This window comes from Escherichia sp. MOD1-EC6300, from assembly GCF_002965045.1.
GTDB classification, from domain to species: Bacteria; Pseudomonadota; Gammaproteobacteria; order Enterobacterales; family Enterobacteriaceae; genus Escherichia; species Escherichia coli_F.
Window position 1 is genome coordinate 77833 of record NZ_PTRH01000015.1, and the last position, 23307, is coordinate 101139.

25 protein-coding genes, 2 tRNA genes, 2 pseudogenes and 1 CRISPR repeat array (1 of these 30 only partly in view) are annotated in these 23307 nt (G+C 51.9%); of the genes and pseudogenes, 20 read left to right on the plus strand and 9 right to left on the minus strand.

Annotated elements, in window-relative coordinates:
- Positions 1–513: direct repeats of the CRISPR family, unit length 29 nt; unit sequence GTGTTCCCCGCGCCAGCGGGGATAAACCG; it begins 858 nt to the left of the window's first position.
- 82 nt (positions 514–595) lie between these two features.
- Positions 596–1633, minus strand: coding sequence for an alkaline phosphatase isozyme conversion aminopeptidase (gene iap, locus BGE37_RS19680; protein ID WP_105288365.1), 1038 nt, complete (start codon positions 1631–1633; stop codon positions 596–598).
- Positions 1634–1884: 251 nt separating this feature from the next.
- Between iap and cysD the strand changes: the two genes are divergently transcribed.
- The 12 genes and pseudogenes from cysD to BGE37_RS19740 all read left to right on the plus strand — a co-directional run.
- Positions 1885–2793, plus strand: coding sequence for a sulfate adenylyltransferase subunit CysD (gene cysD, locus BGE37_RS19685; RefSeq protein WP_000372392.1), 909 nt, complete (start codon positions 1885–1887; stop codon positions 2791–2793).
- A 1-nt stretch (position 2794) separates the two neighbouring features.
- Positions 2795–4222, plus strand: a complete 1428-nt coding sequence (gene cysN, locus BGE37_RS19690) for a sulfate adenylyltransferase subunit CysN (protein WP_105288366.1) — start codon at positions 2795–2797, stop codon at positions 4220–4222.
- Positions 4222–4827 carry an adenylyl-sulfate kinase gene (gene cysC / locus BGE37_RS19695; protein ID WP_039021008.1) on the plus strand — a complete coding sequence of 202 codons (606 nt, stop codon included), beginning with the start codon at positions 4222–4224 and terminating at the stop codon, positions 4825–4827. The genes cysN and cysC overlap by 1 nt, the downstream gene beginning before the upstream one ends.
- 49 nt (positions 4828–4876) lie before the next feature.
- Positions 4877–5200, plus strand: coding sequence for a DUF3561 family protein (locus BGE37_RS19700; protein WP_001246111.1), 324 nt, complete (start codon positions 4877–4879; stop codon positions 5198–5200).
- 193 nt (positions 5201–5393) lie between these two features.
- Entirely contained in the window at positions 5394–5705 is a 312-nt protein-coding gene (gene ftsB, locus BGE37_RS19705) for a cell division protein FtsB (RefSeq protein ID WP_000517477.1), read from the plus strand.
- An 18-nt stretch (positions 5706–5723) separates the two neighbouring features.
- Entirely contained in the window at positions 5724–6434 is a 711-nt protein-coding gene (gene ispD, locus BGE37_RS19710; RefSeq protein WP_032303660.1) for a 2-C-methyl-D-erythritol 4-phosphate cytidylyltransferase, read from the plus strand.
- Complete coding sequence (ispF, locus tag BGE37_RS19715; protein WP_001219246.1) at positions 6434–6913, plus strand: 2-C-methyl-D-erythritol 2,4-cyclodiphosphate synthase; 480 nt, start codon at positions 6434–6436, stop codon at positions 6911–6913. The genes ispD and ispF overlap by 1 nt, the downstream gene beginning before the upstream one ends.
- Positions 6910–7959 carry a tRNA pseudouridine(13) synthase TruD gene (gene truD, locus BGE37_RS19720; protein ID WP_000568944.1) on the plus strand — a complete coding sequence of 350 codons (1050 nt, stop codon included), beginning with the start codon at positions 6910–6912 and terminating at the stop codon, positions 7957–7959. Before ispF ends, truD begins: the two co-directional genes overlap by 4 nt.
- Positions 7940–8701 carry a 5'/3'-nucleotidase SurE gene (gene surE / locus BGE37_RS19725; protein ID WP_001295182.1) on the plus strand — a complete coding sequence of 254 codons (762 nt, stop codon included), beginning with the start codon at positions 7940–7942 and terminating at the stop codon, positions 8699–8701. The genes truD and surE overlap by 20 nt, the downstream gene beginning before the upstream one ends.
- A complete protein-coding gene (pcm, locus tag BGE37_RS19730) occupies positions 8695–9321 on the plus strand; it encodes a protein-L-isoaspartate O-methyltransferase (RefSeq protein WP_000254708.1) in 627 nt (208 codons plus the stop codon). The genes surE and pcm overlap by 7 nt, the downstream gene beginning before the upstream one ends.
- A gap of 184 nt (positions 9322–9505) precedes the next feature.
- Positions 9506–10600, plus strand: coding sequence for a murein hydrolase activator NlpD (gene nlpD, locus BGE37_RS19735; protein ID WP_306299019.1), 1095 nt, complete (start codon positions 9506–9508; stop codon positions 10598–10600).
- Positions 10601–10662: 62 nt separating this feature from the next.
- Positions 10663–11073, plus strand: a pseudogene (locus BGE37_RS19740) (sigma-70 factor domain-containing protein); the annotation flags it as partial.
- On the opposite strand, the pseudogene BGE37_RS19745 reads toward BGE37_RS19740, so the two are convergent.
- The 7 genes and pseudogenes from BGE37_RS19745 to srlA form a co-directional block, all read right to left on the minus strand.
- Positions 11070–11382 (minus strand): annotated as a pseudogene (locus tag BGE37_RS19745) (SIS domain-containing protein); the annotation flags it as partial. The pseudogenes BGE37_RS19740 and BGE37_RS19745 overlap by 4 nt on opposite strands.
- Positions 11375–12148 carry a glucitol operon DNA-binding transcriptional repressor SrlR gene (gene srlR / locus BGE37_RS19750; protein WP_000804546.1) on the minus strand — a complete coding sequence of 258 codons (774 nt, stop codon included), beginning with the start codon at positions 12146–12148 and terminating at the stop codon, positions 11375–11377. The pseudogene BGE37_RS19745 and the gene srlR, both read right to left, overlap by 8 nt.
- Before the next feature lie 66 nt (positions 12149–12214).
- The gene (gene gutM, locus BGE37_RS19755; RefSeq protein WP_086217630.1) at positions 12215–12574 is read right to left on the minus strand and encodes a transcriptional regulator GutM; all 360 of its coding nucleotides are present in this window, start codon (positions 12572–12574) and stop codon (positions 12215–12217) included.
- A 105-nt stretch (positions 12575–12679) separates the two neighbouring features.
- Positions 12680–13459 carry a sorbitol-6-phosphate dehydrogenase gene (gene srlD, locus BGE37_RS19760; RefSeq protein ID WP_001077351.1) on the minus strand — a complete coding sequence of 260 codons (780 nt, stop codon included), beginning with the start codon at positions 13457–13459 and terminating at the stop codon, positions 12680–12682.
- Positions 13460–13462: 3 nt separating this feature from the next.
- Positions 13463–13834 (minus strand): PTS glucitol/sorbitol transporter subunit IIA, encoded by a 372-nt coding sequence (srlB, locus tag BGE37_RS19765; RefSeq protein WP_000216201.1) that lies wholly within the window; start codon positions 13832–13834, stop codon positions 13463–13465.
- 10 nt (positions 13835–13844) lie between these two features.
- On the minus strand, positions 13845–14804 hold the full coding sequence (srlE, locus tag BGE37_RS19770; RefSeq protein ID WP_105276638.1) for a PTS glucitol/sorbitol transporter subunit IIB: 960 nt from the start codon (positions 14802–14804) through the stop codon (positions 13845–13847).
- Entirely contained in the window at positions 14801–15364 is a 564-nt protein-coding gene (gene srlA / locus BGE37_RS19775; RefSeq protein ID WP_000573321.1) for a PTS glucitol/sorbitol transporter subunit IIC, read from the minus strand. The genes srlE and srlA overlap by 4 nt, the downstream gene beginning before the upstream one ends.
- A 255-nt stretch (positions 15365–15619) precedes the next feature.
- On the opposite strand from srlA, the gene mltB reads away from it, so the two are divergent.
- Positions 15620–16705, plus strand: a complete 1086-nt coding sequence (gene mltB / locus BGE37_RS19780) for a lytic murein transglycosylase B (RefSeq protein ID WP_012311623.1) — start codon at positions 15620–15622, stop codon at positions 16703–16705.
- A gap of 38 nt (positions 16706–16743) precedes the next feature.
- Here the strand turns inward: mltB and BGE37_RS19785 are convergent, their stop codons facing one another.
- Positions 16744–16983, minus strand: a complete 240-nt coding sequence (locus BGE37_RS19785) for a hypothetical protein (protein ID WP_032184982.1) — start codon at positions 16981–16983, stop codon at positions 16744–16746.
- Between the two features lie 182 nt (positions 16984–17165).
- Here BGE37_RS19785 and pncC point away from each other — a divergent pair, with 182 nt between their 5' ends.
- The 7 genes from pncC to BGE37_RS19820 all read left to right on the plus strand — a co-directional run bounded on the left by pncC (position 17166) and on the right by BGE37_RS19820 (position 23038).
- Positions 17166–17663: a nicotinamide-nucleotide amidase gene (gene pncC / locus BGE37_RS19790; protein WP_032184981.1), complete on the plus strand. Its 498-nt coding sequence runs from the start codon at positions 17166–17168 to the stop codon at positions 17661–17663.
- A 79-nt stretch (positions 17664–17742) separates the two neighbouring features.
- Positions 17743–18804 carry a recombinase RecA gene (gene recA / locus BGE37_RS19795; RefSeq protein WP_000963143.1) on the plus strand — a complete coding sequence of 354 codons (1062 nt, stop codon included), beginning with the start codon at positions 17743–17745 and terminating at the stop codon, positions 18802–18804.
- Between the two features lie 68 nt (positions 18805–18872).
- A complete protein-coding gene (recX, locus tag BGE37_RS19800) occupies positions 18873–19373 on the plus strand; it encodes a recombination regulator RecX (protein WP_032184980.1) in 501 nt (166 codons plus the stop codon).
- Between the two features lie 127 nt (positions 19374–19500).
- Complete coding sequence (gene alaS, locus BGE37_RS19805) at positions 19501–22131, plus strand: alanine--tRNA ligase (protein ID WP_105288367.1); 2631 nt, start codon at positions 19501–19503, stop codon at positions 22129–22131.
- A gap of 234 nt (positions 22132–22365) precedes the next feature.
- A complete protein-coding gene (csrA, locus tag BGE37_RS19810; RefSeq protein ID WP_000906486.1) occupies positions 22366–22551 on the plus strand; it encodes a carbon storage regulator CsrA in 186 nt (61 codons plus the stop codon).
- A 314-nt stretch (positions 22552–22865) separates the two neighbouring features.
- Positions 22866–22958 (plus strand) — tRNA-Ser (locus BGE37_RS19815).
- Positions 22959–22961: 3 nt separating this feature from the next.
- Positions 22962–23038 (plus strand) — tRNA-Arg (locus BGE37_RS19820).
- Positions 23039–23307: the final 269 nt, after the last annotated feature.

Below are 23307 nucleotides of genomic sequence, written 5' to 3' on the forward strand. Positions count from 1 at the left end.
TCCCCGCGCCAGCGGGGATAAACCGAACGCCGCATCAGCTAAATACGCTAAAAAAATGTGTTCCCCGCGCCAGCGGGGATAAACCGCGGCTGATACTCAGGAGCAGGCCAGAGAGCGTGTGTTCCCCGCGCCAGCGGGGATAAACCGTACCACCTGTGTATTGAGTTACGTCGCCGGGGGTGTTCCCCGCGCCAGCGGGGATAAACCGGAGCTTCATCGGTGGTTCTGGGAGCAACGGGAGTGTTCCCCGCGCCAGCGGGGATAAACCGGCACAAGTGACTACATCAAGGATGGGGAATGGGTGTTCCCCGCGCCAGCGGGGATAAACCGATTAACATTGCAATTGAATTGACGCGTATGAGGTGTTCCCCGCGCCAGCGGGGATGAACCGCAGGCAGCACGGCGGGTTTTGCCCGGATATTTGTGTTCCCCGCGCCAGCGGGGATAAACCGCAAAACCAATAGGTGCTTTCCACATTGCAGAAGTGTTCCCCGCGCCAGCGGGGATAAACCGCTCTCGGTTCTGGGGTACTGTTACCCATAACTGAGCTCCCCCGCGTCAGCGGGGGAACTCCCAGCTCCCATTTTCAAACGCCTCATGACGCCTTCACCAGCTCCTTCACCAGCGGTAGCATTATCCGCATAACGTCACGGCAGCGACGTTCTATTCTTCCAGGAAGCGCCTTATCAATATGCTGTTGATTATCAAGCCTTACATCATGCCAGCTATTTCCCGCCGGGAAGGCCGGTGTTTTTGCGCGTTGCTGATAACCATCCTTATTTCCAAGATTCCAGTTGGTCGCCTCCACCGAAAGTACCGCAATACCGGCTTTGTCGAAAACTTCTGCATCGTTACAACACCCGGTGCCTTTCGGATAGTTTTTATTCAAACCTGGATTTGTTGTCGCTGCAATCCCATGATTACGCGCAATTGCCAGCGCTCGATCACGGGTTAATTTCCTGACAGCCTCTGGTGTATTTACACCACTATTAAAATACAATTTATCGCCAACAATTAAGTTATCGAGATTAATCACCAGCAGCGTATTTTTCTTTTCGGTGTCACTCATCCGTTTGAGTAAATTCTCAGCGCCTAATTTTCCTTCCTCTTCGCCGCTGGTCGCCACAAATCGAATACCATACTCGGTAGGCGTATTTTTCAGGCGTTCAGCCAGTTCCAGCATGACACCTAAACCTGCGGCGTTATCATCCATTCCTTGTAACGTTAGCCCGCCGAGATTGGCATCGGCGTCAGCATCGCTCAGCGGGGCGTAAGTATCCAGATGCGCCATAATGATGATCTGCTGCGGCGCTTTGCCTTCATGAGCGGCAATCACCGTACTTCCCGTCACGTTATGCCAGCTCTTGCGATTATCGCGGGCGGTGTAAATATATCGGCTATTAAATGTCCGAATATCACTGCGATAACCCATCTGTTGAAACTGTTGGCGAATATAATCGGCAGATAACATTTCTGCAGGAGTTCCGGTCATGCGTCCCGGAAAGAAAGTAGCAATATGTCGTGCCTGTGTATTAGCAAAATCACCAGGTTTAGGTGACGAGGCGTGTACGGGGAGAATAAAGCATACGCCGAGCGCCAGGGCAGCGGTACGGTGGCGCAATGCGGAAAACATAGTGAGTCCTTAAATACCATGCAAATTTTTTTACCGCCATAGTATGAAACTGCCGCTGCGCTAAAACAATTTCAAATCTTCCTAAACGCCCGAAATCCGGTGCCTTAAGCACTTTTTGATATTAGCTTTGCCAAATCGTTATTCCGTTAAGGAACTACTCATTCTAATTGGTAATTTCATTCGTTCTCTTACGCTCCCTATAGTCGAAACATCTGATGGCAAGAAAATAGCGGTATTGCAAAGGAACGGTTATGGATCAAAAACGACTTACTCACCTGCGGCAACTGGAGGCGGAAAGCATCCACATTATTCGCGAGGTGGCGGCAGAATTCTCAAATCCGGTGATGCTCTACTCTATCGGTAAAGATTCCAGCGTCATGCTGCATCTGGCGCGCAAGGCGTTTTATCCGGGTACGCTGCCTTTCCCTCTGCTGCATGTTGATACTGGCTGGAAATTCCGCGAGATGTATGAGTTTCGCGATCGTACGGCTAAAGCCTATGGCTGCGAGTTGCTGGTGCATAAAAACCCGGAAGGCGTGGCGATGGGGATTAATCCATTCGTACACGGCAGCGCAAAACATACCGATATTATGAAAACCGAAGGTTTGAAGCAGGCGTTGAACAAGTACGGTTTTGATGCCGCCTTCGGTGGCGCACGTCGTGACGAAGAGAAATCCCGCGCTAAAGAGCGTATCTACTCTTTCCGTGATCGCTTCCATCGCTGGGACCCGAAAAATCAGCGCCCGGAACTGTGGCACAACTACAACGGGCAAATTAACAAAGGCGAAAGTATTCGTGTCTTCCCGCTCTCTAACTGGACCGAGCAGGATATCTGGCAATACATCTGGCTGGAAAATATTGACATTGTCCCACTGTATCTCGCCGCTGAACGTCCGGTTCTGGAACGCGACGGTATGTTGATGATGATTGATGACAACCGTATCGACCTGCAACCGGGCGAAGTGATTAAAAAACGGATGGTGCGTTTCCGTACGCTGGGCTGCTGGCCGCTGACCGGCGCGGTGGAGTCAAATGCGCAAACACTGCCGGAAATCATCGAAGAGATGCTGGTTTCCACCACCAGTGAACGTCAGGGGCGCGTGATTGACCGCGACCAGGCGGGATCCATGGAGCTGAAAAAACGTCAGGGGTATTTTTAAGATGAACACCGTACTTGCACAACAAATCGCCAACGAAGGCGGCGTCGAAGCCTGGATGATTGCGCAACAACATAAAAGCCTGCTGCGTTTTCTGACCTGTGGTAGCGTCGATGACGGCAAAAGTACCCTGATTGGTCGCCTGCTGCACGATACCCGCCAAATCTACGAAGATCAGCTCTCATCACTGCATAACGACAGTAAACGTCACGGCACCCAGGGCGAAAAACTGGATCTGGCCCTGCTGGTGGACGGCCTGCAAGCTGAGCGTGAACAGGGCATCACCATTGATGTGGCTTACCGCTATTTCTCCACCGAGAAGCGTAAATTTATCATTGCCGACACTCCCGGGCACGAGCAGTACACCCGCAATATGGCGACTGGCGCATCGACATGCGAACTGGCGATCTTACTGATCGATGCCCGTAAAGGCGTGCTCGATCAAACCCGTCGTCACAGTTTTATCTCCACGCTGTTGGGTATCAAACATCTGGTCGTGGCGATCAACAAAATGGATCTGGTGGGTTACAGCGAAGAGACGTTCACCCGCATTCGTGAAGATTATCTGACCTTTGCCGGGCAGCTGCCGGGTAATCTGGATATCCGCTTTGTGCCGCTCTCCGCACTGGAAGGCGACAACGTGGCTTCGCAAAGTGAAAGTATGCCGTGGTACAGCGGTCCGACACTGCTCGAAGTGCTGGAAACCGTGGAAATCCAGCGAGTGGTGGATGCTCAGCCAATGCGCTTTCCGGTGCAGTACGTTAACCGCCCGAATCTCGATTTTCGTGGCTACGCCGGAACGCTGGCATCCGGTCGCGTGGAAGTCGGGCAACGTGTCAAAGTGCTGCCCTCTGGTGTGGAATCAAACGTCGCGCGGATCGTGACCTTTGATGGCGATCGCGAAGAAGCCTTTGCCGGAGAAGCGATCACCCTGGTGCTGACGGATGAGATCGACATCAGCCGTGGCGATCTGCTGCTGGCGGCAGACGAAGTGTTACCGGCTGTGCAGAGTGCGTCGGTGGATGTGGTGTGGATGGCGGAACAGCCGCTTTCCCCGGGCCAGAGTTACGACATCAAAATTGCCGGTAAGAAGACGCGTGCTCGTGTTGATGGCATTCGTTATCAGGTTGATATCAATAACCTTACCCAACGCGAAGTTGAAAACCTACCGCTGAACGGCATCGGCCTGGTAGATCTCACCTTTGACGAGCCACTGGTGTTAGATCGTTATCAGCAAAACCCGGTTACCGGTGGGCTGATTTTTATCGATCGCCTGAGTAATGTGACCGTAGGTGCCGGTATGGTGCACGAGCCAGTTAGCCAGGCAACTGCTGTGCCATCTGAATTCAGTGCATTCGAACTGGAATTGAATGCCCTGGTCCGTCGTCATTTCCCGCACTGGGGCGCTCGCGATTTACGGGGAGATAAATAATGGCGCTGCATGACGAAAACGTCGTCTGGCATAGCCATCCGGTCACAGTGCAACAACGCGAGCAACACCACGGTCATCGTGGTGTTGTGTTGTGGTTTACCGGCCTATCCGGGTCCGGTAAATCCACGGTCGCCGGGGCGCTGGAGGAGGCGTTACATAACCTTGGTGTCAGTACGTATTTGCTGGATGGCGACAACGTCCGCCACGGCTTATGCAGCGATCTCGGTTTTAGCGATGCCGATCGTAAAGAGAATATCCGTCGCGTCGGTGAAGTGGCGAATTTAATGGTTGAAGCTGGACTGGTGGTGCTGACCGCTTTTATCTCGCCACACCGCGCCGAACGCCAGATGGTTCGCGAACGCGTAGGAGAAGGGCGTTTTATCGAAGTGTTTGTCGATACGCCGCTGGCGATTTGCGAGGCCCGCGATCCAAAAGGCTTATATAAGAAAGCACGTGCCGGTGAACTGCGTAACTTTACGGGAATAGATTCCGTTTACGAAGCACCTGAATCGGCAGAAATTCATCTCAATGGTGAACAATTAGTAACAAATTTGGTACAGCAATTATTAGATCTGTTGAGACAGAACGATATTATCAGATCCTGAGACACCACCGGGTTTCCATGCCCGGTCCGTCAAAGTTACAGGATCAAATATGCGTAATAGCCATAACATTACACTAACAAATAACGACAGCCTTACTGAGGATGAAGAAACCACATGGTCACTGCCAGGTGCTGTGGTCGGTTTTGTCTCCTGGTTATTTGCGCTGGCGATGCCGATGTTGATTTATGGCTCTAACACGCTGTTCTTCTTTATCTACACCTGGCCTTTCTTTCTGGCACTGATGCCTGTCGCGGTGGTGGTGGGGATTGCACTGCATTCATTGATGGACGGAAAGCTACGCTACAGTATTGTTTTCACCCTGGTGACAGTCGGCATTATGTTTGGCGCACTGTTTATGTGGCTACTGGGCTAATTTGTACTTTCCCGTCTCCTCTGTTCATAATTCAAACCGTAACGAATAATGAGATTATGTTCTGCACGCCCTGGGTATACGTAACAATGGACAAATGTGGTACATTTGCCCGCGTTGTCGCGGTATCCCCAACAGAGGATGTAGAGTCGTCTTCGGATGCATGGGATGATGATGCCGTTTTTCAGGGGGCAGGATGGGTAAACTAACGCTGCTGTTGCTGGCTATTCTGGTCTGGCTACAGTATTCGCTGTGGTTCGGTAAGAACGGTATACATGACTATACCCGCGTCAATGATGATGTGGCGGCACAGCAAGCTACAAACGCGAAACTTAAAGCGCGAAACGATCAACTTTTTGCCGAAATTGACGATCTCAATGGCGGCCAGGAGGCGCTCGAAGAGCGTGCGCGTAATGAACTCAGCATGACCAGGCCGGGCGAAACTTTTTATCGTCTGGTGCCTGACGCGTCGAAACGCGCACAGTCTGCGGGGCAAAACACTCGATAAATCAGCCCGGGAATTAACATGGCAACCACTCATTTGGATGTTTGCGCCGTGGTTCCGGCGGCCGGATTTGGCCGTCGAATGCAAACGGAATGTCCTAAGCAATATCTCTCAATCGGTAATCAAACCATTCTTGAACACTCGGTGCATGCGCTGCTGGCGCATCCCCGGGTGACTCGTGTCGTCATTGCCATAAGTCCTGGCGATAGCCGCTTTGCACAACTTCCTCTGGCGAATCATCCGCAAATTACCGTTGTAGATGGCGGTAATGAGCGTGCCGATTCCGTGCTGGCAGGTCTGAAAGCCGCTGACGGCGCGCAGTGGGTATTGGTGCATGACGCCGCTCGTCCTTGTCTGCATCAGGATGACCTTGCGCGATTGTTGGCGTTGAGCGAAACCAGTCGCACAGGGGGGATCCTCGCCGCACCGGTGCGCGATACCATGAAACGTGCCGAACCTGGCAAAAATGCCATTGCTCATACCGTTGATCGCAACGGCTTATGGCACGCGCTGACGCCGCAATTTTTCCCTCGTGAGCTGTTACATGACTGTCTGACGCGCGCTTTAAATGAAGGTGCGACTATTACCGACGAAGCCTCGGCGCTGGAATATTGCGGATTCCATCCGCAGTTGGTCGAAGGCCGCGCGGATAACATTAAAGTCACGCGTCCGGAAGATTTGGCACTGGCCGAGTTTTACCTCACCCGAACCATCCATCAGGAGAATACATAATGCGAATTGGACACGGTTTTGACGTACACGCCTTTGGCGGTGAAGGCCCAATTATCATTGGTGGCGTACGCATTCCTTACGAAAAAGGGTTGCTGGCGCATTCTGATGGCGACGTGGCGTTACATGCGCTGACCGATGCATTGCTTGGTGCAGCGGCGTTGGGGGATATCGGCAAGCTGTTCCCGGATACCGATCCATCATTTAAAGGGGCCGACAGCCGCGAATTGCTGCGCGAAGCCTGGCGTCGTATTCAGGCGAAGGGGTATACCCTCGGTAACGTCGATGTCACTATCATCGCTCAGGCACCGAAGATGTTGCCGCATATTCCACAAATGCGCGTGTTTATTGCCGAAGATCTCGGCTGCCATATGGATGATGTTAACGTGAAAGCCACTACTACGGAAAAATTAGGATTTACCGGGCGTGGGGAAGGGATTGCCTGTGAAGCGGTGGCGCTACTCATTAAGGCAACAAAATGATTGAGTTTGATAATCTCACTTACCTCCACGGTAAACCGCAAGGTACCGGGCTGCTGAAAGCCAATCCGGAAGACTTTGTGGTGGTGGAAGATTTGGGCTTTGAGCCTGATGGTGAAGGTGAGCATATTCTGGTTAGAATCCTCAAAAACGGCTGTAATACCCGTTTTGTGGCGGATGCACTGGCGAAATTCCTGAAAATTCATGCCCGTGAAGTCAGCTTCGCTGGGCAAAAAGACAAACATGCTGTTACGGAACAGTGGTTATGCGCTCGCGTGCCAGGCAAAGAGATGCCCGATCTCAGTGCTTTTCAACTGGAAGGTTGTCAGGTGCTGGAGTATGCGCGGCACAAGCGTAAGCTGCGTTTAGGGGCGCTGAAAGGTAACGCTTTTACCCTGGTACTCCGCGAAGTGAGCAATCGTGATGACGTTGAACAACGTCTGATCGATATTTGCGTAAAAGGTGTACCGAACTACTTTGGTGCCCAACGTTTTGGTATTAGCGGCAGCAACTTGCAGGGTGCGCTGCGCTGGGCGCAAACCAATACTCCGGTGCGTGATCGCAATAAACGGAGTTTTTGGTTGTCGGCAGCCCGCAGTGCGTTGTTTAATCAGATTGTTGCTGAGCGCCTCAAAAAAGCAGACGTTAATCAAGTTGTTGACGGCGATGCGCTACAATTAGCCGGACGTGGCAGCTGGTTTGTTGCCTCCAATGAAGAACTGGCGGAATTACAGCGTCGCGTCAACGATAAAGAGCTGATGATTACTGCTGCATTGCCGGGCAGTGGCGAATGGGGAACTCAGCGTGAAGCGCTGGCATTCGAACAAGCAGCTGTCGCCGAAGAAACTGAATTGCAAGCCTTACTGGTGCGCGAAAAAGTTGAAGCCGCGCGCAGAGCGATGCTGCTGTATCCGCAACAATTAAGCTGGAACTGGTGGGATGACGTCACCGTAGAAATCCGTTTCTGGCTTCCGGCAGGCAGTTTTGCGACCAGCGTTGTCAGGGAACTTATCAACACAACAGGTGATTATGCGCATATTGCTGAGTAATGATGACGGGGTACATGCACCCGGTATACAAACGCTGGCGAAAGCCTTGCGTGAGTTTGCTGACGTTCAGGTGGTCGCCCCCGATCGTAACCGCAGCGGCGCTTCAAATTCTCTGACACTGGAATCCTCCTTGCGCACGTTTACCTTTGAAAATGGTGATATTGCTGTGCAAATGGGAACCCCGACCGATTGCGTCTATCTTGGCGTGAATGCTCTGATGCGTCCGCGCCCGGACATTGTTGTGTCGGGGATTAACGCCGGGCCGAATCTGGGGGATGATGTTATTTATTCCGGTACGGTAGCCGCCGCGATGGAGGGCCGTCATTTAGGCTTTCCGGCGCTTGCTGTCTCGCTTGACGGGCATAAACATTACGACACTGCCGCGGCGGTAACCTGTTCCATTTTGCGCGCACTGTGTAAAGAGCCGTTGCGCACCGGGCGTATTCTCAATATTAACGTACCGGATTTACCGTTGGATCAAATCAAAGGTATTCGCGTGACGCGCTGCGGTACCCGACATCCGGCAGATCAGGTGATCCCGCAGCAAGATCCGCGCGGCAATACGCTGTACTGGATTGGCCCGCCGGGTGGTAAGTGCGATGCCGGTCCGGGGACCGATTTTGCTGCGGTAGATGAGGGCTATGTCTCTATCACGCCGCTGCATGTGGATTTAACTGCGCATAGCGCGCAAGATGTGGTTTCAGACTGGTTAAACAGCGTGGGAGTTGGCACGCAATGGTAAGCAGACGCGTACAAGCACTTCTGGATCAATTACGTGCGCAAGGTATTCAGGATGAGCAGGTGCTGAATGCACTTGCCGCCGTGCCGCGTGAAAAATTCGTTGATGAAGCGTTTGAACAAAAAGCCTGGGACAATATCGCCTTGCCGATAGGTCAGGGGCAGACAATTTCGCAGCCGTATATGGTGGCGCGAATGACCGAATTACTCGAGCTGACGCCGCAGTCGCGGGTGCTGGAAATTGGCACCGGTTCGGGATATCAAACGGCAATTCTGGCGCATCTTGTCCAGCATGTTTGCTCGGTTGAACGTATTAAAGGCTTGCAGTGGCAGGCGCGTCGCCGCCTGAAAAACCTTGATTTACATAATGTTTCAACCCGTCATGGCGATGGATGGCAAGGTTGGCAGGCACGTGCGCCGTTTGACGCTATCATTGTTACGGCGGCACCGCCGGAAATTCCAACTGCGCTAATGACGCAGCTGGACGAAGGCGGGATTCTCGTCTTACCCGTAGGGGAGGAGCACCAGTATTTGAAACGGGTGCGTCGTCGGGGAGGCGAATTTATTATCGATACCGTGGAGGCCGTGCGCTTTGTCCCTTTAGTGAAGGGTGAGCTGGCTTAAAACGTGAGGAAATACCTGGATTTTTCCTGGTTATTTTGCCGCAGGTCAGCGTATCGTGAACATCTTTTCCAGTGTTCAGTATGGTGCCTTGCACGGTAATTATGTCACTGGTTATTAACCAATTTTTCTTGGGGGATAAATGAGCGCGGGAAGCCCAAAATTCACCGTTCGCCGCATTGCGGCTTTGTCACTGGTTTCGCTATGGCTGGCAGGCTGTTCTGACACTTCAAATCCACCGGCACCGGTCAGCTCCGTTAATGGCAATGCGTCTGCAAACACCAATTCTGGTATGTTGATTACGCCGCCGCCGAAAATGGGGACGACGTCTACAACGCAGCAACCGCAAATTCAGCCGGTACAGCAGCCACAAATTCAATCTGCACAACAACCGCAAATCCAGCCGGTGCAGCCAGTTGCTCAGCCGCCGGTACAGATGGAAAACGGACGCATCGTCTACAACCGTCAGTATGGGAACATTCCGAAAGGCAGTTATAGCGGCAGTACATACACCGTGAAAAAAGGCGACACACTTTTCTATATCGCCTGGATTACTGGCAATGATTTCCGTGACCTTGCTCAGCGCAACAATATTCAGGCACCATACGCGCTGAATGTAGGTCAGACCTTACAGGTGGGTAATGCTTCCGGTACGCCAATCACTGGTGGAAATGCCATTACCCAGGCCGATGCAGCAGAGCAAGGAGTTGTGATCAAGCCTGCACAAAATTCCACCGTTGCTGTTGCGTCGCAACCGACAATTACGTATTCTGAGTCTTCGGGTGAACAGAGTGCTAACAAAATGTTGCCGAACAACAAGCCAACTGGGACCACGGTCACAGCGCCTGTAACGGTACCAACAGCAAGCACAACCGAGCCGACTGTCAGCAGTACATCAACCAGTGCGCCTATCTCCACCTGGCGCTGGCCGACTGAGGGCAAAGTGATCGAAACCTTTGGTGCTTCTGAGGGGGGTAACAAGGGGATTGATATCGCAGGCAGCAAAGGACAGGCAATTATCGCGACCGCAGATGGCCGCGTTGTTTATGCCGGTAACGCGCTGCGCGGCTACGGTAATCTGATTATCATCAAACATAATGATGATTACCTGAGTGCCTACGCCCATAACGACACAATGCTGGTCCGGGAACAACAAGAAGTGAAGGCGGGGCAAAAAATAGCGACTATGGGTAGCACCGGAACCAGTTCAACACGCTTGCATTTTGAAATTCGTTACAAGGGGAAATCCGTAAACCCGCTGCGCTATTTGCCGCAGCGATAAATCGGCGGAACCAGGCTTTTGCTTGAATGTTCCGTCAAGGGATCACGGGTAGGAGCCACCTTATGAGTCAGAATACGCTGAAAGTTCATGATTTAAATGAAGATGCGGAATTTGATGAGAACGGAGTTGAGGTTTTTGACGAAAAGGCCTTAGTAGAAGAGGAACCCAGTGATAACGATTTGGCCGAAGAGGAACTGTTATCGCAAGGGGCCACACAGCGTGTGTTGGACGCGACTCAGCTTTACCTTGGTGAGATTGGTTATTCACCACTGTTAACGGCCGAAGAAGAAGTTTATTTTGCGCGTCGCGCACTGCGAGGAGATGTTGCCTCCCGCCGCCGGATGATCGAGAGTAACTTGCGTCTGGTGGTAAAAATTGCCCGCCGTTATGGCAATCGTGGTCTGGCTTTGCTGGATCTTATCGAAGAGGGCAACCTGGGGCTGATCCGCGCGGTAGAGAAGTTTGACCCGGAACTTTGCGCCACCGGAGTAAGAGATAAACAGCATCACATCGCGGCTTTCAATCATCCCCAGATCGCCGTGCAGTGCTTCTGCCGGATGGACAAAAAAAGCAGGCGTGCCGGTACTGGCAAGCGTTGCGGCGATTTTCTTACCAATGTGGCCCGATTTGCCAATTCCCGAAACCACCACTTTGCCTTCGCAGTGCAGGATGATATTGGCGGCGCGAACAAAATCATCGCCCAGACGTTCTGGTAAACGGCTTGCTTCCTGCAACTCCAGCATTAACGTCTGACGTCCCGCGTTCAGTAGTGCTTCACTCATTGCTCTCTCCGGTTATGATCACATCGATCCCTTTCTCTTCCAGCGCCTGACGAAACGCCGGATCGATACCTGCGTCGGTAATTAGCTTATCGACGCTTTCAAGACTGCAAACTACGTTGGGGCTTTTACGGCCAAACTTTGATGAGTCCGCCATCAAAATCACTTCGCGCGCGGCATTACACATCGCTTTACTGACGGTATAGACCTCGTTGAAGGTAGTTACGCCTGCATTGAGATCGATGCCATCGGTGCCCATAAACAATTTATCGAAGCTGAAATGTTCGAAGGCGTTCTCTGCCAGCTGCCCGTGAAATGAGGCCGATTTTTTACGAAACGTTCCGCCTGGCATCAGGATAGTTTGTTCGTTATCCAGTTCGGATAGCGCATTGACGATATGCAGGCTGTTGGTCATTACTGTGATGTTATTAAAGCGCGAGAGCAGGGGGACCATCTGCAAAACTGTACTGCCAGCATCAAGAATGATCGAATCGCCATCATGGATAAAACTAACGGCAGCTTCTGCAATCAGCTCTTTCTTGTGGGTGTTGATGAGTGTTTTATGATCGATAGGCGGATCGGATTCCTCTTTATTCAACACCACTCCGCCATAAGTACGAATGACGGTTCCTGCATGTTCCAGAATGACCAGATCTTTGCGAATGGTTGTGCCTGTGGTGTCAAAGTATTGCGCCAATTCTTCAACCGAGCATTTACCCTGCTTTTGCAGATACTCCAGAATGGCGGCCTGACGCTGACGAGGTTTCATGGGCGTGATTACCTGATTTAGGTTTCAAAATGATAACTTCGCAAGCAAGTAACATTCACAACGAAATTATCCACGTTTCAGTTTAAGCGCCAATGATAGAGCATTCTGTGATAGTGGATCATGGGGAAAGATCACATCGGGCCGTAAATCACCAGGATACATACCCGTAATTGCGGGAATTTTTTGCGGTTTAGCGAAAACGGTCAGTCCTTTCATAAACAAGGTATCGACGATGCGCTGCTGATCGTCCAGGGCGATGGCGACCACGACCCGCGGTTTAAAGCGTCCGCTGGAACGGCCCACGCCAACCCGCCCTTGCTGGCATAGTGTGTCGAAGGCACGGTTAAAACGAGAAATTTGCCAGCCGCCTAAGGCCAGTTGCGCACACCAGGCGATAACGGCGACGGTGATGAGTGCGGATACCATAACTTTTCCTTAATGTAGTGGCGGAAGTCCTGTATGCCTGATGCGCGTAGCGCATCAGGCATTCTATTAGTCTCGCGGAGATCCTTAACGGATCTCCGCTGTTGATCAGAACATCACCTGACCGCCGGTGACATTAATCGACTGTCCAGTGCAGTACGATGCCTTTGGACTGGCGTAGAACAGCAGCATATTCAGCACATCCTGATAATCGCAGCCACGTTTGAGCGGTACTTTATCGATGTAATACTGCTCGACTTGATCCGGTTTGATACCTAGCTTGGTCGCGTATTGTGGCAACAGTGACTGGAACATCGGCGATTTCAGCAGATTACCGAGCATTAGTGAATGCACCGTAATGCCGTACTCCGCCAGATCCAGAGCCAGTGATTGAGTCAGTCCGACGCCACCAAATTTCGCTGCGCTGTAGCCAGAGTTGTGTTTGCTGCCCACTTTGCCGGATTTCGAGTTGATCTGAATAATGCGCCCCTGAATCCCGTCGCGGATCATCAAACGCGAAAATTCACGCGCACACAGGAAATAACCCACCAGATTCACTTGTAGCGAACGATCAAAATCGCCGAGCTGGAAGTCGCTGATAAAGGCTGCTTTTGCTATTCCGGCGCTGTAGACCAGTAAATCCACGCGACCAAAGATTTCATCTACCCCACGAGAGAGCGCCAGAACGCTTTGCTCGCTGGTGGCGTCAGCACCAAAACCGTACGCTGTTCCTTCACCATATTCGGCGTTAATTTCTTGTGCCACATTTGCGGCTTTGTCGCTCTGAATATCGACAACCGCGACGCGATACCCCTCGGCAGCCAGACCGTGGCACAGGAACGCGCCTAAGGTTTGCCCACCACCGATAACAACGGCAACCTGATTCATTTTTTACTCCTTAACAGATTCAAACTTCAAAACCGATCCCGGCGCGATATCGTCGGGTACAGGGCCTGCCACATGGACAGTGCCCGGAAATTCCGCTTCGTTTAAACCATCGAAGCGCAGGGTGACATGACCCAGTTCGCGAAGGTTGTCTTCCGCCACGCTGCCAACGGCGGTCACCGGATAGCGATGCTGCCCGAGCGAAAATTGCAAACCGGGATGGAGTGCACCTTTCAACTCGCCGTGGCAATGAATGAAGCAATACTCTTCGAGATCCGCAGGAGCGCCTTCACGAAAGGTGATGAGCATCTGGTCGCTGAGGGCGTCAGTGGCACTCGCGCCGATACGGGTGATGGTGGTCTGATAAATAACGGTCATGTTTCAGCCTCTATTGATAGATAAAACCGGAGACAAACCAGGCGATCAGTACAGTCGGCGCGCCGGTTAAAAAGCGGCTCACCAGTACAGAAGGGACACCGACGCGAACCGTGTCCTGACGGGCTTCCGCCAGCGACAAACCGACCGGGATGAAGTCGCAGGCCGCCTGCGCGTTGATGGCAAACAGTGCAGGTAAAGCCAGATGCGGCGGAATATTGCCGAGACCAATCTGCACGCCAATCAATACGCCGATAACCTGTGCGATAACTGCGCCTGGGCCGAGGAAAGGTGAAAGCAGCGGGAAGGAGCAGATGAGCGCCAGCATGACCAGACCCAGTGGATGGCTCGCCAGCGGAGCAAGACCGTGGGCAATCCAGTCACCAAGGCCAGAAGCCATAATGATGCCAATGAGCGCCGAGACGAACGCCATAAACGGCAGAATGGTTTTTAATACAGTGTCGATGGTGTCACGGCCAGATTGAAACAGCACGGCAACGGCAGAACCCATACCCATTCCCACCTTCGCCAGTAAACCATCGCTTTGTTCGGTGATTTTCTTGCTGGTGTCATAGTCACGGCCCACGGAAGAGGGTTGTGGTGTCGCATCACCCACTACAGTGATGTTTTCTTCTTTCACGCCAGAGACATAAATATCTTCCACAATGTACTGCGCCAGTGGACCGGACTTGCCCGTCGAGTGGATATTAATGGTGGGAATACGCCGTTTCGGATAGATGCCGCAGCGTAATGTGCCGCCACAGTCGATTACCGCGACACCAATTTCTTCCTCCGCAGGTTCACCTTCTTTAAATCCGTCGATAGCCTGCCAGCCAGTAAGCTGTGCCAGTTTGTCGACAAATGCAGGACGTGTACCGGCGGTGATATAGACGATTTTTTTGCCCGGTGTGGCTTCCAGCTCAAGCGGGCCGCCCCAGCCACCCGTTCCTTTTTCGATCCGAATACGTGTCATGATGTTGCTCCTGCCAGGTGAACTTTTTGTTCAAGTTGAATGCCCATCTTTTTCTCAAAAATAGCGGTGGTCAGATCGGTTACCCAGCCGCGGAAGAAGTTGGTCACCAGACCAACCAGCAGATAGCTCACCGCCAGTGGGCCAAGTGGCAGATTTAGCGTTGTCAGACCACTGGCAATGCCAAGATAAACAAACAGTTCGCCAGGGTTGATATGGGGGAAGAGGCCATTCATTGAGTGGCAGCTATAAGAGGCCGCCGCATAATAGCTGGGTTTGTACTTTTCCGGCATAAAGCGACCCAGGCTTAAGGTCATCGGATTGCAAAAGACAAACGTGCCAATGCACGGTAACAGCAGGTAACGGGAAACAGGGTTACCTGCGCAACGTTGAGCAAAACGTTCAATACGATGCTGACCGATAAAATTAATCAGTGCGTTCATGATAACCAGCAGGCTAATCAACAGCGGAAGAATGCCGGTCACCATCCCGGTAAACACCTCTCCGCCCTTTTGGAACAGCCCGATAAACCACTCTGCACCATGAGTAATGGTTTCTATCATTGTTCTCTCCTTCAGGATTTATTGTTTTATTACCAAACGGCAACCTAATCTAATCAGATTGAAAGATTTAAAAGTGTTATTTTGATCGCAAAATGAAAGATAAATATTTTAATTTGAAAGTTTATATAAAAGGATAGTGAGGCGGATGAGTTGAGTTATGTAAAGTCCGTATCGGGCAGTGACTACCGCTTCCTTGTGCGGGGCGTGATGCTTTACCATACTTGCCCCTGGTTGAATCTGTTAAATGGACCCCTCATGTTCAAGCGTCGTTATGTAACATTGCTTCCCCTTTTTGTGTTGCTTGCCGCCTGTAGCAGCAAGCCAAAACCTACTGAGACTGAAACGACCACCGGAACGCCGTCTGGCGGCTTCCTGCTTGAGCCGCAGCACAATGTGATGCAGATGGGCGGCGATTTCGCTAACAACCCGAATGCCCAGCAGTTCATCGACAAAATGGTGAACAAACACGGTTTCAATCGTCAGCAGTTGCAGGAAATTCTCTCCCAGGCGAAACGTCTGGATTCGGTATTGCGGCTGATGGATAACCAGGCACCAACCACATCGGTGAAGCCGCCATCAGGTCCGAACGGCGCATGGCTGCGTTATCGCAAAAAATTTATTACGCCGGACAACGTGCAAAACGGCGTGGTTTTCTGGAATCAGTATGAAGATGCGCTGAATCGCGCATGGCAAGTGTATGGCGTACCGCCAGAAATCATCGTCGGGATTATCGGCGTCGAAACTCGCTGGGGACGCGTGATGGGGAAAACTCGTATCCTCGATGCGCTGGCAACGTTGTCATTTAACTACCCACGCCGCGCGGAGTATTTCTCTGGTGAGCTGGAAACCTTCTTGCTGATGGCGCGCGATGAGCAGGACGATCCGCTCAATCTGAAAGGTTCCTTTGCCGGGGCGATGGGCTACGGACAGTTTATGCCATCGTCTTATAAACAATATGCGGTAGATTTCAGCGGCGACGGGCATATCAACCTGTGGGATCCGGTTGATGCCATCGGTAGCGTGGCGAACTATTTCAAAGCGCACGGCTGGGTGAAAGGTGATCAGGTTGCGGTAATGGCAAACGGTCAGGCTCCAGGCTTGCCAAATGGCTTCAAAACCAAGTACAGCATTTCGCAGCTTGCCGCGGCAGGTTTAACGCCACAGCAGCCGCTGGGCAACCATCAGCAGGCCAGCTTACTGCGCCTGGATGTTGGCACCGGTTACCAGTACTGGTACGGTTTGCCGAACTTCTACACTATCACCCGTTACAATCACAGCACCCATTACGCAATGGCCGTCTGGCAGTTAGGACAAGCCGTGGCACTGGCGCGCGTGCAGTAACTCTTTGCAAGAGGGAGGTTAAACTTCCCTCTGTTTTCTTACTGTTTATTCGAATGACGTAATTGCTTGATTTTTTTCGACAGCGATATCGCATATCCCAGGCAGACAACGCCTAACGCAGCCTGACCGAAGTCGAAAGGTTCAAGGTAGCCAGAAGATAAAATTTTACATATCACTGAAACCAGTGCGCCGATGCCACCAATGATGACCCAAATACGCATTTGCGTGGTTTGTTTAAGCACGTTTTGTGGCGTGTTATCCGTTTTCTTTGTTGCCATTGCTATTCTCTCCCTGTGAATACATATCAATGTGAACGCGGCATGGTAGCGCTTTTTCTTTACCGACTGGTCGCAACAGTCTTTTTCCGGAACGCAACTCGTAAAATGAATCGCTCGTCCCCATCTTCTGCGGGAAAGTGCTATCTTGTCCGGCATATATTTTTTGACTGACTGAGGTTGTGATGATTGACAGTGAACTGATGCAGTTAAGCGAACAGGTAGGGCAGGCGCTGAAAGCCCGTGGCGCAACCGTAACAACTGCCGAGTCTTGTACCGGCGGTTGGGTAGCGAAAGTGATTACCGATATTGCCGGTAGTTCCGCCTGGTTTGAACGCGGATTTGTCACCTACAGTAACGAAGCCAAAGCGCAGATGATCGGCGTACGCGAAGAGACGCTGGCGCAGCACGGCGCGGTGAGCGAACCCGTCGTGGTGGAAATGGCGATAGGCGCACTGAAAGCGGCTCGTGCTGATTATGCCGTGTCTATTAGTGGTATCGCCGGGCCGGATGGCGGCAGTGAAGAGAAGCCTGTTGGCACCGTCTGGTTTGCTTTTGCCACTGCCCGTGGAGAAGGCATTACCCGGCGGGAATGCTTCAGCGGTGACCGTGATGCGGTGCGTCGTCAGGCTACTGCGTATGCATTGCAGACCTTGTGGCAACAATTTCTACAAAACACTTGATACTGTATGAGCATACAGTATAATTGCTTCAACAGAACATATTGACTATCCGGTATTACCCGGCATGACAGGAGTAAAAATGGCTATCGACGAAAACAAACAGAAAGCGTTGGCGGCAGCACTGGGCCAGATTGAGAAACAATTTGGTAAAGGCTCCATCATGCGCCTGGGTGAAGACCGTTCCATGGATGTGGAAACCATCTCTACCGGTTCGCTTTCACTGGATATCGCGCTTGGGGCAGGTGGTCTGCCGATGGGCCGTATCGTCGAAATCTACGGACCGGAATCTTCCGGTAAAACCACGCTGACGTTACAGGTGATCGCCGCAGCCCAGCGCGAAGGTAAAACCTGTGCGTTTATCGATGCTGAACACGCGCTGGACCCAATCTATGCACGTAAACTGGGCGTCGATATCGACAACCTGCTGTGCTCCCAGCCGGACACCGGCGAGCAGGCACTGGAAATCTGTGACGCTCTGGCGCGTTCTGGCGCAGTAGACGTTATCGTCGTTGACTCCGTGGCGGCACTGACACCGAAAGCGGAAATCGAAGGCGAAATCGGCGACTCTCACATGGGCCTTGCGGCACGTATGATGAGCCAGGCGATGCGTAAGCTGGCGGGTAACCTGAAGCAGTCCAACACGCTACTGATTTTCATCAACCAGATCCGTATGAAAATTGGTGTGATGTTCGGTAACCCGGAAACGACTACCGGTGGTAACGCGCTGAAATTCTACGCTTCTGTTCGTCTCGACATCCGTCGCATCGGCGCGGTGAAAGAGGGCGAAAACGTGGTGGGTAGCGAAACCCGCGTGAAAGTGGTGAAGAACAAAATCGCTGCGCCGTTTAAACAGGCTGAATTCCAGATCCTCTACGGCGAAGGTATCAACTTCTACGGCGAACTGGTTGACCTGGGCGTGAAAGAGAAGCTGATCGAGAAAGCTGGCGCGTGGTACAGCTACAAAGGTGAGAAGATCGGTCAGGGTAAAGCGAATGCGACTGCCTGGCTGAAAGATAACCCGGAAACCGCGAAAGAGATCGAGAAGAAAGTACGTGAGTTGCTGCTGAGCAACCCGAACTCAACGCCGGATTTCTCTGTAGATGACAGCGAAGGCGTAGCAGAAACTAACGAAGATTTTTAATCGTCTTGTTTGATACACAAGGGTCGCATCTGCGGCCCTTTTGCTTTTTTAAGTTGTAAGGATATGCCATGACAGAATCAACGTCCCGTCGCCCGGCATATGCTCGCCTGTTGGATCGTGCGGTACGCATTCTGGCGGTGCGCGATCACAGTGAGCAAGAACTGCGACGTAAACTCGCGGCACCGATTATGGGCAAAAATGGCCCGGAAGAGATTGATGCCACGGCAGAAGATTACGAGCGCGTTATCGCCTGGTGCCATGAACATGGCTATCTCGATGACAGCCGATTTGTGGCGCGCTTTATCGCCAGCCGGAGCCGCAAAGGTTACGGTCCGGCGCGTATCCGTCAGGAACTGAATCAGAAAGGTCTTTCCCGCGAGGCGACAGAAAAAGCGATGCGTGAATGTGACATCGACTGGTGTGCACTGGCGCGCGATCAGGCGACGCGAAAATATGGCGAACCTTTGCCAACTGTCTTTTCAGAAAAAGTTAAGATCCAGCGTTTTCTGCTCTATCGCGGCTATCTGATGGAGGATATCCAGGATATTTGGCGAAATTTTGCCGACTGAACGCATACGGTATTTTACTTCCCAGTCAAGAAAACTTATCTTATTCCCACTTTTCAGTTACCAGCCCGGCGGTTAAGACACGCTGTCGCTGGTGGCGATATTTCGTTAGCTTGATTTCAGGATAATTATGAGCAAGAGCACCGCTGAGATCCGTCAGGCGTTTCTCGACTTTTTCCATAGTAAGGGACATCAGGTAGTTGCCAGCAGCTCCCTGGTACCCCATAACGACCCAACTTTGTTGTTTACCAACGCCGGGATGAACCAGTTCAAGGATGTGTTCCTTGGGCTCGACAAGCGTAATTATTCCCGCGCTACCACTTCCCAACGCTGCGTGCGTGCGGGTGGTAAACACAACGACCTGGAAAACGTCGGTTACACCGCGCGTCACCATACCTTCTTCGAAATGCTGGGCAACTTCAGCTTCGGCGACTATTTCAAACACGATGCTATTCAGTTTGCATGGGAACTGCTGACCAGCGAAAAATGGTTTGCCCTGCCGAAAGAGCGTCTGTGGGTTACCGTCTATGAAAGCGACGACGAAGCCTACGAAATCTGGGAAAAAGAAGTAGGGATCCCGCGCGAACGTATTATTCGCATCGGCGATAACAAAGGTGCGCCATACGCATCTGACAACTTCTGGCAGATGGGTGACACTGGTCCGTGTGGCCCGTGCACCGAAATCTTCTACGATCACGGCGACCACATTTGGGGTGGCCCTCCGGGAAGTCCGGAAGAAGACGGCGATCGCTACATTGAGATCTGGAACATCGTCTTCATGCAGTTCAACCGCCAGGCAGATGGTACGATGGAACCGCTGCCGAAGCCGTCTGTGGATACCGGTATGGGGCTGGAACGTATTGCTGCGGTGCTGCAACACGTTAACTCTAACTATGACATCGACCTGTTCCGCACGCTGATCCAGGAGGTAGCGAAAGTCACTGGCGCGACCGATCTGAGCAATAAATCGCTGCGCGTAATCGCTGACCACATTCGTTCTTGTGCGTTCCTGATCGCGGATGGCGTAATGCCGTCCAACGAAAACCGTGGTTATGTACTGCGTCGTATCATTCGTCGCGCAGTGCGTCACGGCAATATGCTGGGCGCGAAAGAAACTTTCTTCTACAAACTGGTTGGTCCGCTGATCGACGTTATGGGCTCTGCGGGTGAAGACCTGAAACGCCAGCAGGCACAGGTTGAGCAGGTGCTGAAGACTGAAGAAGAACAGTTTGCCCGCACTCTGGAGCGCGGTCTGGCGCTGCTGGACGAAGAGCTGGCGAAACTTTCTGGCGATACGCTGGATGGCGAAACTGCTTTCCGTCTGTACGACACCTACGGTTTCCCAGTTGACCTGACGGCTGATGTTTGTCGTGAACGCAACATCAAAGTTGACGAAGCTGGTTTTGAAGCAGCAATGGAAGAGCAGCGTCGTCGTGCGCGCGAAGCCAGCGGCTTTGGTGCCGATTACAACGCAATGATCCGTGTTGACAGTGCATCTGAATTTAAAGGCTATGACCATCTGGAACTGAACGGCAAAGTGACTGCGCTGTTTGTTGATGGTAAAGCGGTTGATGCCATCAATGCAGGCCAGGAAGCGGTAGTCGTGCTGGATCAAACGCCATTCTATGCGGAATCTGGCGGTCAGGTTGGCGATAAAGGCGAACTGAAAGGCGTTAACTTCTCCTTTGCGGTGGAAGATACGCAGAAATACGGCCAGGCGATTGGTCACATCGGTAAACTTGCTGCGGGTTCTCTGAAAGTGGGCGACGCGGTGCAGGCTGATGTTGATGAGGCTCGTCGCGCTCGTATTCGTCTGAATCACTCCGCAACGCACCTGATGCACGCTGCGCTGCGCCAGGTTTTGGGTACTCATGTATCGCAGAAAGGTTCACTGGTTAACGACAAAGTGCTGCGCTTCGACTTCTCACACAACGAAGCGATGAAACCAGAAGAGATTCGTGCGGTTGAAGACCTGGTGAACGCGCAGATTCGCCGTAACTTGCCGATCGAAACCAACATCATGGATCTCGAAGCGGCGAAAGCGAAAGGTGCGATGGCTCTGTTTGGCGAGAAGTATGATGAGCGCGTACGCGTGCTGAGCATGGGCGATTTCTCCACCGAGCTGTGTGGCGGTACTCACGCCAGCCGCACCGGTGATATTGGTCTGTTCCGCATCATCTCTGAATCGGGTACTGCTGCAGGTGTTCGTCGTATCGAAGCGGTAACCGGAGAAGGCGCTATCGCCACCGTTCATGCAGACAGCGATCGCTTAAGCGAAGTCGCACATCTGCTGAAAGGCGATAGCAATAATGTGGCTGATAAAGTGCGTTCAGTACTGGAACGTACGCGTCAGCTGGAAAAAGAGTTACAACAGCTTAAAGAACAAGCAGCCGCACAGGAGAGCGCAAATCTTTCCATTAAGGCAATTGATGTTAATGGTGTTAAGCTGTTGGTTAGCGAGCTTAGCGGTGTTGAGCCGAAAATGTTGCGTACCATGGTTGACGATTTAAAAAATCAGCTGGGGTCGACAATTATCGTGCTGGCAACGGTAGCCGAAGGTAAGGTTTCTCTGATTGCAGGCGTATCTAAGGACGTCACAGATCGTGTGAAAGCAGGGGAACTGATTGGTATGGTCGCTCAGCAGGTGGGCGGCAAGGGTGGTGGACGTCCTGACATGGCGCAAGCCGGTGGTACGGATGCTGCGGCCTTACCTGCAGCGTTAGCCAGTGTGAAAGGCTGGGTCAGCGCGAAATTGCAATAATATAAGCGCCAGGCAATGCCGTGGACTCGCTTCACGGCATTCGCATTAACGCTATCGACAACGATAAAGTCAGGTTGAAGTTGTGTATATCGGCTAAACTTAGGTTTAACAGAATGTAATGCCATGACTGCTTACATGTAATGTGTTTGTCATTGCTTACTTTTTGGCGTTATATGATGGATAATGCCGGGATACAGAGAGACCCGACTCTTTTAATCTTTCAAGGAGCAAAGAATGCTGATTCTGACTCGTCGAGTTGGTGAGACCCTCATGATTGGGGATGAGGTCACCGTGACAGTTTTAGGGGTAAAGGGCAACCAGGTACGTATTGGCGTAAATGCCCCGAAGGAAGTTTCTGTTCACCGTGAAGAGATCTACCAGCGTATCCAGGCTGAAAAATCCCAGCAGTCCAGTTACTAATCTTTCCGCGTCTCATCTTTATCGGTGAGACGCACCCTCAAAATTCCTCCTTCACTCCATTGTTTTTTCGCTTTACTCCCGTTCATTCAACTTTAGTCTCCATTTTTTGCATTACTGCTATCTGTCAGACCTCCGTTTTTCTGTTGATAAAACACTCTTTTTGACGTTTTTACAGACTAATTGAGTGTGAATTGTGCAAACGATAAAAGTGTGGGAAAAATTGTTTGACTTATAAGTCTCAGAAAGTAATATGTGCGCCACGCAGCGACGATGAGCGATAAACAAGTTCTTCGAAGCACTCGTAAGAGGCGTGTGGTGAGGTGGCCGAGAGGCTGAAGGCGCTCCCCTGCTAAGGGAGTATGCGGTCAAAAGCTGCATCCGGGGTTCGAATCCCCGCCTCACCGCCATTTGCATCCGTAGCTCAGCTGGATAGAGTACTCGGCTACGAACCGAGCGGTCGGAGGTTCGAATCCTCCCGGATGCACCATATTCTACGAAATCTTCAGCAATGAAGGTGTCGAAGAGGTGGCGGTACTAACCGCAAGCACCAGGGAGGATAACGTTGCTTTAGCAACGGCCCGAAGGGCGAGCCGTAAGGCGAGTAATCCTCCCGGATGCACCATCTCTTACTTGATACGGCTTTAGTAGCGGTATCAAAAAATCTGCAGTAAAGTAAGTTTCCCGATGCATCCGTAGCTCAGCTGGATAGAGTACTCGGCTACGAACCGAGCGGTCGGAGGTTCGAATCCTCCCGGA